General features: G+C 64.9%; 10 protein-coding genes. 8 read left to right on the forward strand and 2 right to left on the reverse strand.

Annotated elements, in window-relative coordinates:
- Window positions 1-30: 30 nt before the first annotated feature.
- A complete protein-coding gene (locus tag ACFQPB_RS09910; RefSeq protein ID WP_382222496.1) occupies window positions 31-1,455 on the reverse strand; it encodes an FAD-binding oxidoreductase in 1,425 nt (474 codons plus the stop codon).
- A 432-nt stretch (window positions 1,456-1,887) separates the two neighbouring features.
- On the opposite strand from ACFQPB_RS09910, the gene ACFQPB_RS09915 reads away from it, so the two are divergent.
- Entirely contained in the window at window positions 1,888-2,922 is a 1,035-nt protein-coding gene (locus ACFQPB_RS09915; protein WP_382222499.1) for a porin, read from the forward strand.
- A gap of 56 nt (window positions 2,923-2,978) precedes the next feature.
- Here the strand turns inward: ACFQPB_RS09915 and ACFQPB_RS09920 are convergent, their stop codons facing one another.
- Window positions 2,979-3,749, reverse strand: a complete 771-nt coding sequence (locus ACFQPB_RS09920) for a FadR/GntR family transcriptional regulator (RefSeq protein WP_382222502.1) — start codon at window positions 3,747-3,749, stop codon at window positions 2,979-2,981.
- Between the two features lie 121 nt (window positions 3,750-3,870).
- Here ACFQPB_RS09920 and ACFQPB_RS09925 point away from each other — a divergent pair, with 121 nt between their 5' ends.
- The 7 genes from ACFQPB_RS09925 (at window position 3,871) to ACFQPB_RS09955 (ending at window position 11,307) form a co-directional block, all read left to right on the forward strand.
- Window positions 3,871-4,758 (forward strand): carbohydrate ABC transporter permease, encoded by an 888-nt coding sequence (locus tag ACFQPB_RS09925; RefSeq protein ID WP_382222505.1) that lies wholly within the window; start codon window positions 3,871-3,873, stop codon window positions 4,756-4,758.
- Window positions 4,755-5,660, forward strand: coding sequence for a carbohydrate ABC transporter permease (locus ACFQPB_RS09930; RefSeq protein WP_382197732.1), 906 nt, complete (start codon window positions 4,755-4,757; stop codon window positions 5,658-5,660). Before ACFQPB_RS09925 ends, ACFQPB_RS09930 begins: the two co-directional genes overlap by 4 nt.
- A 32-nt stretch (window positions 5,661-5,692) precedes the next feature.
- Complete coding sequence (locus ACFQPB_RS09935; RefSeq protein WP_382222508.1) at window positions 5,693-6,823, forward strand: ABC transporter ATP-binding protein; 1,131 nt, start codon at window positions 5,693-5,695, stop codon at window positions 6,821-6,823.
- Window positions 6,824-6,858: 35 nt separating this feature from the next.
- Window positions 6,859-8,151: an ABC transporter substrate-binding protein gene (locus tag ACFQPB_RS09940; protein WP_382222511.1), complete on the forward strand. Its 1,293-nt coding sequence runs from the start codon at window positions 6,859-6,861 to the stop codon at window positions 8,149-8,151.
- An 11-nt stretch (window positions 8,152-8,162) separates the two neighbouring features.
- Window positions 8,163-9,491 (forward strand): pectate lyase family protein, encoded by a 1,329-nt coding sequence (locus ACFQPB_RS09945; protein ID WP_382222514.1) that lies wholly within the window; start codon window positions 8,163-8,165, stop codon window positions 9,489-9,491.
- A 31-nt stretch (window positions 9,492-9,522) separates the two neighbouring features.
- Window positions 9,523-10,677: a mandelate racemase family protein gene (locus ACFQPB_RS09950; RefSeq protein ID WP_382222517.1), complete on the forward strand. Its 1,155-nt coding sequence runs from the start codon at window positions 9,523-9,525 to the stop codon at window positions 10,675-10,677.
- 66 nt (window positions 10,678-10,743) lie between these two features.
- Complete coding sequence (locus ACFQPB_RS09955; protein WP_382222520.1) at window positions 10,744-11,307, forward strand: cob(I)yrinic acid a,c-diamide adenosyltransferase; 564 nt, start codon at window positions 10,744-10,746, stop codon at window positions 11,305-11,307.
- Window positions 11,308-11,384: the final 77 nt, after the last annotated feature.

Consider the following 11,384-nt stretch of genomic DNA (forward strand, 5'->3'; position numbering starts at 1 on the left):
CGGTACGCCGGGGTGCGAGGGCGGCGTGTCTCACCACGCGAAGATCTTGCCTGGGTTCATGATGTTGTCGGGGTCCAGCGCACGTTTGATGGTGCGCATCATCTGCACCGCGCCATCACCGGCCTCATGGCGCAGAAAGTCCATCTTGTGCAGGCCCACGCCGTGTTCGCCGGTGCAAGTGCCTTCCAGCGACAGCGCCCGCGCCACCAGTTTGTGGTTGAGGTCCTCGGCCAGCCGACGTTCGTCGGCGTTGTCCGGGTCGATCAGGTAGCCGAAGTGGAAGTTGCCGTCGCCCACGTGGCCGACCAGGAAGTAGGGCAGGCCCGAGGCGTCGGCCTCGGCCACCGAGTCGAGCAGGCAGTCGGCCAAGCGGCTGATGGGCACACAGGTGTCGGTGCTGATGGCGCGGCAGCCCGGTTTGCTCTGCACGGCAGCAAAGTAGGCGTTGTGGCGCGCGGTCCACAGGCGGGTGCGGTCTTCGGGTGTGGTGGCCCAGGCAAAGGCTTGGCCGCCAAATTCGTCGGCGATGGCCTGCACCGTTTCGGCCTGTTCCTGCACGCTGGCGGGCGAGCCGTGGAACTCCATCAGCAACATGGTTTCCTCGCGCAGATTCAGCTTGCTGTGGGCGTTGACCATGCGGATGGTGCCGGCGTCGATCAGTTCGCAGCGCGCGATCGGGATGCCCATCTGGATCACCTGGATGGTGGTGCGCACGGCGGCTTCGATGCTGGGGAACGAGCAGGTCGCGGCCGACACCGCCTCGGGCAGCGGGTAGAGCTTGAGCGTCACTTCGGTGATCACGCCCAGCGTGCCTTCGCTGCCCACCATCAGGCGGGTGAGGTCGTAGCCGGCGCTGCTTTTTTTGGCGCGGGTGCCGGTGCGGATGACCTCGCCCTGGGCGGTCACCACCTCCAGCGCCAGCACGTTTTCGCGCATGGTGCCGTAGCGAACGGCGTTGGTGCCGCTGGCGCGGGTGGCGGCCATGCCACCAATCGACGCATCGGCGCCGGGGTCGATGGGGAAAAACAGGCCTTCGCTCTTGACCGCTTCGTTCACCGCCTTGCGTGTCACACCGGGCTGCACGGTCACCGTCAGGTCTTCGGCGTTGACCGACAGCACCTGGGCCATGCGGCTCACGTCGATGCTGATGCCACCTTGCACGGCCAACAAATGGCCTTCGAGCGAGGAGCCCACCCCAAAAGGAATGACCGGCACGCGGTGTTGTGCGGCCAGCTTGACCGCATCGGCCACGTCGGCGGTGGATTCGGCAAACACCACGGCCGAGGGCGGCGGCACGGTGGTGAAGGCCGACTCGTCGCGGCCGTGTTGCTCGCGCACGGCCAGGGCGGTGGAGCAACGGTCGCCAAACCGCGCTTTCAGCGCATCGATCAGGGCGGCGGGCACCTCGCGCTGGTGGATTTCAGGCAGCAGGTGGCTGGGCAGGGGGGTGTTCATAAAAGGTCTCCAACCCGGCAGACCAAGGCCAGTGTGGCTGCCGGCTTTGCATTATCGACACATTGTGGGTGTTGTGCCCTGGGGCGGCACTGGTGCCAGAGAAAGAGGCAAGTCATCACATGACGCACCCGAGGTTCAGCGGCTGATTCCAGGTTCTGGGGTATTCGCCCCGCGTTTGACGGGTTGGCTGTGGTGGTACAGCTCAATTCAATCCCAAAAAATTGTGAAACAAAAGGGAAAACCCCTAATTTCAGCGCATTTTTGGGCGGCATTCCGAGCGGGTGTTTACGTATGATGTCTAACAACAAAAGCGTTTGAACAAACCCCTGCGCGTTGCTGGGTGGGGGTTTGAACAAGGGAGGCGCCGGTGCCTGTGGGCAGCGGTGTGTGTGAGGCGCAATGCACGTGAGCGTGCATCAGGGAGACTGAAAAATGAAACAACGCAACTGGGCGGTGGTGCCCGGCGTGCTGGTGGCCGCGTGTTTGCACGTCGGGGTGGCGCAGGCCCAATCCAGCGTGGCCGTGTATGGCCGCATCGATCTGGGCGTGCGCCACGGACCGATGGACCTGAGCAAAAGCGAGGACAGCGTCAGCTACATGGACGACAGCTCGCGTGCCCGCCTGGGTTTCACGGGCAAGGAAGATTTGGGCAATGGCAACAGCGCCTTCTTCCAGTTGGAGCACCGCTTCAACGGCACCGACGGCAACGTCGATGGCCCGGTCTACTGGAAGGACAAGGCCTGGGTGGGGTTGGCGAACAATGCCATCGGCCAGGTGCGCTTGGGGCGCATGAGTTCGCCGCAGGACTGGAAGGGCGTCAACGGCCGTTTTGAAGCGTTTGGGGGCGACTCCTACGCCTCCAACGGCAGCCGTGGGGCCCGTTCCGCCGCCAAATGGGACCACACCGTTTACTACGAAACGCCCTCGCTGGGCGGCTTCAGTGTGGGTTTGGCCGCTGCTGCCCCCGCCAACGACATCAAAGCGGCCCGCGGTTTCCACCTGGACTACGCGGGCGGCCCGTTGACCCTGGCCACCACCTACCAGACGGAACAGGATCCGCTGTCGGGCGCCAGTTCGAGCGATGGCATCAAAACGCTGACCTTCGGCGGCTCCTACGACCTGGGGTTCATCAAACCCCTGTTCACCTGGGCCCGCACCGACGACCTGGGTGCCAGCGACAGCGGGCGGCAAACGGTGGTGACGCTGGGTGCACGCATTCCGGCCGGGCCGGGCGAGGTCCGCGTGTCCTACCGCCGCCTCAAGGACGACATGGCCAACGGTTCGTCGCGCGCCTCTGACCGCGAAGGCGCCCGTCTGGGCCTGGGCTACCACTACCCCTTGAGCAAACGCACCTCGGTGAACCTGTCGCTGGTGCGCGATCAGCTCAAGGCCTTCGAGGCCGATGGCACGCTGAAATACAAGCGCGCCGGCACCGGCTACGAAGTGGCGTTGCGGCACAACTTCTGAGTGACCCCATGGCCGAGACCCTCCGCCGCCATCACCCGCCGTGCCGGCGCTCGCCCTCAGGCGGGCGTGGCACTGGCGCGGCGCATGCGTTCGCGGCTGCTGCTCAGGTGCACCAGCATGGCCGCCCGCGCACCCATCACGTCGCGTTGCGCGATGCGCTCAAACAGGCCCTCGTGCTCGTGGGCGGTCATGGCCTTGCCCGGCAACAACGTGGCCACTTCCGCGCCAAACTGCGTGGGCGAGGCCGCGTCCTGATCGGCCACCGCCTGGGGCTCGCCGCGCCGGTGGGCGCCACCCGACATGGTGGCGTGCCCCAGGTTGTGCAGCACCTGCTCGAAGTAGGGGTTGTGTGTGGCCTGGGCGATGAGCCGGTGGAAATCGAAGTCGGCCGACAGCGTGCTGCGGCCCTCGCGCAAGGCGGTGTCGAAGTCCAACAAGGCGCGCCGCATGCCGGCGAGCTGGGCGTCGGTGCGGCGCATGGCGGCCAGCGCAGCGGCTTCGGTTTCCACGCCGATGCGCAGCTCCAGCATGGCCAGCACCTGGTGTGTTCCGCTCAGGCCCTCGGCGTGCAACAGCAAGCCGTGGTCGGCGGTGGGCGCCAGCACAAAGGTGCCCACCCCACGGCGCACCTCCACCATGCCCATGGCCTGCAGGCGTTGCACCGATTCGCGCACCACGGTGCGGCTCACGCCAAAACGTTGTGCCAGCTCAGGCTCGATGGGCAGCTTGTCGCCAGGGCGCAGCACGTTGTTGCGGATGTCGGCGCTGAGTTCGGCCACCAGCAGGTGGGACAAAGCGCGGTGGGGCTGTGGGCGAGAAGCGGGCATGGCGGCAGCGTGAACACAAAACGCAGGACCGTGACCACCCGTGGTGGGGCGAGGCATCTCCCTGCAGTGGGCTTATTACATCACCGAACCCCGGCCGCGCGCGCCGGAGACTGGGTCAACCATGTATGAAAACAAACGCATCGGCTTTCTGTTTGTGCTGCCCTTTGTGTTGGGCGTGCTGCTGTTCAAGCTGTTCCCCTTTGTGATGAGTTTTGTGCTGAGCTTCACGCAATACGACGTCATCAACCCGCCCGAGTACATCGGCCTGGACAACTACCGGGAGATGTTCACCACCGATCCGCTGTTCCACAAGTCGCTCGGCGTCACGCTGCTGTTCGTGGCCATCTCGGTGCCGCTGCGGGTGGGCTTCGCGTTGTTCATCGCCCACGTGCTGAACTTCAAACTGCGTGGCATCAACTTCTTCCGCTCGGCCTTCTACCTGCCCTCCATCCTGGGCGGCTCCATCGCAGCGGCGGTGATGTGGCGCTTCATCTTTTCGCAGAACGGGCTGGTCAACATCGTGCTGGCCAAGTTCGGTTTGGAACCCATCGCCTGGCTGGCCGACGAGCACTATTCCATCTGGACCGTGATCCTGTTGTTCACCTGGCAGTTCGGCTCGGCCATGGTGATCTTTCTGGCCGCGCTGCAGAACGTGCCCACGTCTTTGTACGAGGCCGCTGAAATCGACGGTGCCAGCAAGACACAACAGTTCTTCCGCATCACGGTGCCGCTGATCACGCCGGTGATCTTCTTCAACCTGATCATGCAGATGGTGCACGCCTTCCAGGAGTTCAACGGCCCCTACATGATCACCGAGGGCGGCCCGCTGCACTCCACCTACGTGCTCTCGCTCTACATCTACGACCAAAGCTTCAAGTATTTCAACCTGGGCTACGGCAGCGCGCTGTCGTGGGTGTTGTTCGCGTTGGTGGGCAGTCTCAGCGCGTTCTCCTTTTTCACCTCCAAGTACTGGGTCTTTTATTCCGGCGAGAAGGACAGCAAGCGATGAACACGCTCACCACCAACAACGCCGCAGCAACGTCTGTGGCCGACCACGAAGCCGCCGTGTCGCAACGGCGCGAACGCCTCAACGCCCTCATGCGCTACGTGGTGTTGGGCCTGGTCGGCCTGGTCATGCTCTATCCCATGATCTGGCTGGTCGGTGCGTCCTTCAAGACCAACACCGAAATCTTCACCGAGATGGGTTTCTGGCCCTCCAGTTTTGATTTCACCGCCTACGTCAAGGGCTGGAAGACCAGCACCGAATACACCTTCGCCACCTACTTCCTCAACTCCTTCATCATCACGGTGCCGCGCATCATCGTCACGGTGATCTCGTGTGTGCTGGTGGCCTACGCTTTCGCGCGTTTCGAGTTCTGGGGCAAGAAGACGCTGTTCGGCATCATGGTTGGCACCATGATGCTGCCGCTCATCATCCTGCGCCTGCCGCAGTACCTGATGTTCAAAGAGTTCGGCTGGCTCGACAGCTACCTGCCGCTGATCGTGCCTTCGGCTTTCGCCACCGACACCTTCTTCGTCTTCATGCTGGTGCAGTTCCTGCGCGGCATCCCGCGCGACATGGAGGAGGCCGCACAGATCGACGGCTGCAACCCACTGCAGCTGCTGTGGCACATCATCGTGCCCCTGCTCAAGCCGGCCATCATCAGCGTCATCGTGTTCCAGTTCATCTGGACCATGAACGACTTCATGGGCCCGCTGATCTACCTCTCCACCGTGGAGAAGTACCCGGTGTCGCTGGCCTTGAAGATGAGCATCGGCGCCACCGAAGAGGTCGAATGGGCCAGCGTGCTGGCCATCTCGGTGGTGGCCCTGCTGCCGTCCATCCTCGTGTTCTTCGCCGCCCAGCGCCACTTCATCGAAGGCGCCTCCAGCAGCGGCATCAAGGGCTAAGGCCCACCCACGCATTCCAGGGAGACCACACCATGGCACAAGTCCATCTCAAAAAAATCCAGAAAACCTACGCCAATGGGTTCACCGCCGTGCATGGCGTTGACCTCGACATCCACGACGGTGAGTTCATGGTGTTTGTCGGCCCGTCGGGCTGCGCCAAAAGCACGCTGCTGCGCATGGTCGCGGGGCTGGAGACCATCAGCGGTGGTGAGCTGCGCATCGGCGGCAAGGTGGTCAACAACCTCGCGCCCAAACAACGTGGCATCGCCATGGTGTTCCAGAACTATGCGCTGTACCCACACATGAAGGTCTACGAGAACCTGGCCTTTGGCCTCAAGCTCGCGGGCACACCCAAGGCCGAGGTGGACAACCGCGTGCGCGACGCCGCCAAGCTGCTGGAGATGGACCACCTGCTGGACCGCTACCCCAAGCAGCTTTCGGGTGGCCAGGCGCAGCGTGTGGCCGTGGGCCGCGCCATCGTGAAGAAGCCCGAGGTGTTTTTGTTCGACGAACCGCTGTCCAACCTCGACGCCAAACTGCGCGCGTCCATGCGGGTGCGCCTGACCGAGCTGCACCGCACGCTGCGCGAAGCCGGCCGACCGTCCACCGTGATCTATGTCACCCACGACCAGACCGAGGCCATGACCATGGGCGAGCGCATCTGCGTGCTCAAGGAAGGCACCATCCAGCAGGTGGACCGGCCCACCACGCTGTACGAACGCCCGGCGAATGCCTTTGTGGCCAGCTTCATCGGCTCGCCCGAAATGAACATCCGGCCGGCCAAGGTGAGTGCCGCAGGTGCCGGCCTGGGCATCGAGTTGGGCGGCGCCACCTTGCCTCTGCCCGCTGACCGCGAGGCCAAGCTGCGCGCGCTGGTGGGCCGGCCCATCCGCTTTGGCATCCGTCCCGAGCACGTCACCGCTGGCGCCGAACAAGACGGCGTGCATCGGGTGGAAGGCCGTCTGCGTTTCATGGAGCACATGGGCAGCGAGGTGTTTGTGCACTTCGACATCGGCGACGTGCCGCTGACCTGCCGCGTGCCGCCCGAACAGCTCCAGGGCCTGGAGCACAAGCAGCGTGGCGACAAGCACACCTTCGGTTTCCACATGCACCAGTGCCACGCTTTTGCCCACGAAGGCGATGGCCGCAACTTGTTCCTCTGATCCGCTTTCCAACACAACAACACAGGGAGATCCACATGCAACGCCGCACCATCCTCACCGCCGCCGCACTTGCCGCGCTGGCCAGCACCGCCCCCGTTCACGCACAGGACGCCACCTTGCGCTTTTCGTGGTGGGGCGGCGGCGAACGCCACGAAACCACACTCAAGGCCATCGCCGCTTTTGAGGCCAAAAACCCGGGCGTCAAAATCAAGGGCGAGTACATGGGCTTCAACGGCTACCAGGAGCGCCTGTCCACGCAGATCGCTGGGGGTTCCGAGGCCGACATCGTGCAGCTCAACTGGGCGTGGTTGTCCAGCTACTCCAAGAGCGGTACGGGCTTCCTGGACCTGGGCGCCCACAAGAACCTGCTGGCGCTGGACCAGTTCGCGCCCGCCGACCTCAAGATGGGCACCTTGGGCGGCAAGCTCAATGCGCTGCCCGCGGCCTACACCGCGCGGGTGTTTGTGTGGAACCAGGCGGCCATTGAACGCGCCGGCCTGAAGCTGCCCACCACTTGGGACGAGCTGTTCGCGGCCGGCAAGGCCTTCCAGGCCAAAAACGGCGACAAGGCCTACCTGCTCGACGGTGAGCCTTACGACGTGCTGTTGTTGTCGCACGCCTACGTGCAGCAGAAACACGGCAAACCCTATGTGGACCCCAACGAGCCCAAGGTGGCCATGAGCCAGGAAGCGGTGCTGGAGTGGGTGCAGATGTACAAGAAGCTGGTGGACAGCAAGGTGGCCACTCCGCTGCCCTACCGCGCCAGCCTGGGCGGTGCCGAAAAGCCCACCGAACAGCAGCAGGACTGGACCAACGGCAACTGGGCCGGCAACTACACCTGGGACTCGGTGGTGCGCCTGCGCGAAAGCACGCTGGACAAAAACCAGAAGCTGGCCATTGGCCCCTTCCTCACCTTGCCGGGCGCCAAACACAGCGGCATGTTCGGGCGGCCTTCGCTGATGTTTGCGGTGAGCAAACGCACCAAACACCCAGAGGTTGCGGTCAAGTTCCTGAACTTCCTGCTGACCGACCCGCAGGCCGCACAAATCCTCGGCCTGTCGCGTGGCGTGCCCTCGGCCAGCGGCGCGCTGCACGCCTTGCTCAAGGACAACCGCATTGGCCCGCTGGAGCAGGCGGCCTACCAGCAGATCAAGCTGCAGAAGGAGGCCGGTGGCATCGACCTGCCTTCACCGCTGTTCGAGAACCAGCGTTTCAGCAAGTTCATGCGCGAGGTCTTCGAGACCGTGGCCTATGGCAAGGCCACCGAGCAGGAGGCCGCACGTCGTTTGTACGAGGAAGGCAACACCCTGCTCAAGCGCATCAAGTGAAGGGGGCACACATGTTCAGCTTGCACAACGCTGCGCGCCGCCGTCTGGTCCTGGGTTTGTCGGCGGCGGGTGCTGGCATGGCCCTGTTGCCCGGCTGTTCCAGCACCGGCCCCGTGGCCAGCAGCCACCCGTGGGAGCGCCAGGTGCTGGCCGCCAACGATGGTTGGGCAGCGGCCGAAGGTGGCACGCGGGGTGGTGCCGACGCCTTGCCCTCCATGGTGTTCGACGTGCGCAACCGCGTCGAACTGGTGGCGGCTTTGGCTGCCGGCGCAGCCGGTGCGCCCCGCATCGTGCGCGTCCACGGCCGCATCGATCTGTGTGTGGACGCGCAGAACCGCCCCGTGGGGGCCGCGGCCTTCCGCGACCCGGCCTTTGATTTCGAGGCCTACCTGCGCGCCTACGCACCCGCGGTGTGGGGTAAACAGCCGCTCAAGGGACCGTTGGAAGAAGCCCGCCAGCGCTCGGCGGATCGCCAGCAGGCCACGGTGGTGGTGCCGGTGCCTGGGCGCACCACCGTCATCGGCATGGGGCCCGACGCGGGCTTCAAGCACGGCACGCTGTTGATCAAAGACGTGGACAACGTCATCCTGCGCAACCTGCGCTTCAGCGACGCCTACGACTTTTTCCCTGCCTGGGACCCCAAGGACAACGCCAGCGGCGAGTGGAACGCGGAGTACGACAACCTCTCGCTGAGCAACGCCACCCACGTGTGGGTGGACCACTGCACCTTCGACGACGGCGCGCGCCCCGACCACAGCGCCCGCACGGCGTTGGGCCGGCCCATGCAGCACCACGATGGCCTGCTCGACATCACCACCCGCTCCAACTGGGTCACGGTGTCGTACTGCCACTTTCGCGACCACGACAAAACCAACCTCGTGGGCAACAGCGACAAGGCCAATGACGGTGACCGCCTCAAGGTGACCTTCCACCACAACTGGTGGGAGCGTTGTGGCGAACGCGCACCGCGCGTGCGTTTTGGTCAGGTCCATGTCTACAACAACCTCTACACCGGCAGCGACCAGGGCCCGTACCCGCTGGGTTATTCGATTGGCGTGGGCGTGCAGTCGCGCCTGGTGGTGCAGAACAACGTGTGGGAAACGCCGGCCCACCTGCCCACCACAAAACTGGTCAAGCTCTGGCGAGGCCAGGCACTGGCCGCCCAGGGCAACTGGCACAACGGCCAACCGGTGGACTTGTTGGCCGCGCTCAGGCAGGCCAACTCCGGTGCCACCCTGGGCGCCGATGTGGGCTGGACGCCCACCTTGCACGGGACCATCGATCCCACCGCCGAGGTCGCGCGCAAGGTGCGCGCCCAGGCCGGTGCCACACGGATGTGATGGCCCCCCTTTTGTTGATCAGGACGTTTGAATGAAGATCGAAAAAATTGACGGACAGGTGTTCACCTACCCCACCCGCCGCAGTGTGGACAGCGCGGGCCACTCGCACCCGGGCGAACTGGGTCAGGCCAAACAGGTGCTGTTGAGCATCACCTGCGACGATGGCAGCACCGGCCACTGTTTTGCCCCTTGCGAAGTGATCCGCCCCCACGTGCTGGACAGCTTTGTGCGCAAGGTGCTGATCGGTCGCGACCCCATGCACCGCGAAGCGCTGTGGCACGAGCTGGAGCACTGGCAGCGCGGCAGCGCCGGCCAGCTCACCGACCGCGCTTTGGCTGCGGTGGACACCGCGTTGTGGGATCTGGCCGGTCGTTCGCTGGGCGAGCCCGTCTACAAGCTGTTGGGCGGTTACCGCGACAAGGTGCCAGCCTACGGCAGCACCATGTGTGGCGACGAGACGCCGGGCGGCCTCTCCACCCCCGACGAATACGCCGCCTTCGCCGTCAAGCTGGTGGCGCGGGGCTACCGTGGCATCAAGCTGCACACCTGGATGCCGCCGGTGTCCTTCGCGCCTGACGTGGACATGGACATCCGCGCCTGCGCCGCCGTGCGCGAAGCCGTGGGGCCCAACGTGCCGCTGATGCTCGACGGCTACCACAGCTACAGCCGCACCGACGCCCTGCGCATCGGCCACGCCCTGCAGCGCCTGGACTTCACCTGGTTCGAAGAGATGATGAACGAGCAGAGCATGGCCTCCTACGTGTGGCTGGCCGAGCAACTCGACATCCCCATCCTCGGGCCCGAGAGCCTGTCCGGCAAACACCACAGCCGTGCCGACTGGATCAAGGCCGGCGCCAGCGACATCCTGCGCGCCGGCGTCACCGGCGTGGGTGGCATCTCGCCGGCGCTGAAAGTGGCCCACATGGCCGAAGGTTTTGGCATGAACTGCGAGGTGCACGGCAACGGCGCCGCCAACCTGGCCGTGTGTGCGGCCGTGCGCAACTGCCGCTGGTACGAGCGTGGCCTGCTGCACCCCTTCCTCGACTACGACGAGGTGCCCGCCTACCTGCACCGCCTGCCCGACCCCATGGACGCGCAGGGCTATGTGCACCTGTCGCAAGCGCCGGGCCTGGGCGAGGACATCCACTTCGAGTACATCGAGGCCCACACGGTCGCGCGGTTCTGAGCGTCGCATGGGACTGAGGGCCCATGCGTCAAAATCGGTGGCTCCTTCACCGACACAGGAACGCGCATGGGCAACCGACTCACTCAAATCGCCACCCGCACCGGCGACAACGGCACCACCGGCCTGGGCGACAACACCCGGGTCTCCAAGAACAGCCTGCGTGTGCACGCCATGGGCGAGGTGGATGAACTCAATTCGCACATCGGCGTGCTCTTGTGCGAAGACGTGCCGGACGATGTGCGCCAGACCCTGGTCGAGGTGCAGCACCAGTTGTTCAACCTTGGGGGCGAACTCTCCATACCGGGGTTTGAGCTGCTCAAGCCCGAAGCCGTGCTGGCGTTGGACGAAGCCCTGGCCACCCACAACGAGCGTTTGCCCCGCTTGCAGGAGTTCATCCTCCCGGCCGGCAGCCGTGCCGCCGCCTTGTCGCACGTGTGCCGCACCGTGGCCCGCCGCGCCGAACGCGCCGTGGTGGCGCTGGGCAATGAGGAGGCGATCAAGGACACCCCGCGCCAGTATCTCAACCGCCTGAGTGACCTGATGTTCGTTTTCGCCCGTGTGTTCAACCGCATGAACGGTGGCGACGACGTGTACTGGAAAAGTGAGCGCCTGAAGCAGGCCGCCGATTGAGCCAGCCAGCACGCAGCCGGCGCGGCGCGGGGGAAGCATCCACCCAAAAAAAATCCTGGCCAGGGGCCAGGATTGGG

This window comes from Hydrogenophaga atypica, from assembly GCF_042665215.1.
GTDB classification, from domain to species: domain Bacteria; phylum Pseudomonadota; class Gammaproteobacteria; order Burkholderiales; family Burkholderiaceae_C; genus Hydrogenophaga; species Hydrogenophaga defluvii_A.

What these genes read in the sequence shown, in the direction of transcription:
- ACFQPB_RS09910 (WP_382222496.1), bottom strand. Translation starts at nt 1,455, where the DNA reads ATGAACACCCCCCTGCCCAGCCACCTGCTGCCTGAAATCCACCAGCGC.
- ACFQPB_RS09915 (WP_382222499.1), top strand. Translation starts at nt 1,888, where the DNA reads ATGAAACAACGCAACTGGGCGGTGGTGCCCGGCGTGCTGGTGGCCGCG.
- ACFQPB_RS09920 (WP_382222502.1), bottom strand. Translation starts at nt 3,749, where the DNA reads ATGCCCGCTTCTCGCCCACAGCCCCACCGCGCTTTGTCCCACCTGCTG.
- ACFQPB_RS09925 (WP_382222505.1), top strand. Translation starts at nt 3,871, where the DNA reads ATGTATGAAAACAAACGCATCGGCTTTCTGTTTGTGCTGCCCTTTGTG.
- ACFQPB_RS09930 (WP_382197732.1), top strand. Translation starts at nt 4,755, where the DNA reads ATGAACACGCTCACCACCAACAACGCCGCAGCAACGTCTGTGGCCGAC.
- ACFQPB_RS09935 (WP_382222508.1), top strand. Translation starts at nt 5,693, where the DNA reads ATGGCACAAGTCCATCTCAAAAAAATCCAGAAAACCTACGCCAATGGG.
- ACFQPB_RS09940 (WP_382222511.1), top strand. Translation starts at nt 6,859, where the DNA reads ATGCAACGCCGCACCATCCTCACCGCCGCCGCACTTGCCGCGCTGGCC.
- ACFQPB_RS09945 (WP_382222514.1), top strand. Translation starts at nt 8,163, where the DNA reads ATGTTCAGCTTGCACAACGCTGCGCGCCGCCGTCTGGTCCTGGGTTTG.
- ACFQPB_RS09950 (WP_382222517.1), top strand. Translation starts at nt 9,523, where the DNA reads ATGAAGATCGAAAAAATTGACGGACAGGTGTTCACCTACCCCACCCGC.
- ACFQPB_RS09955 (WP_382222520.1), top strand. Translation starts at nt 10,744, where the DNA reads ATGGGCAACCGACTCACTCAAATCGCCACCCGCACCGGCGACAACGGC.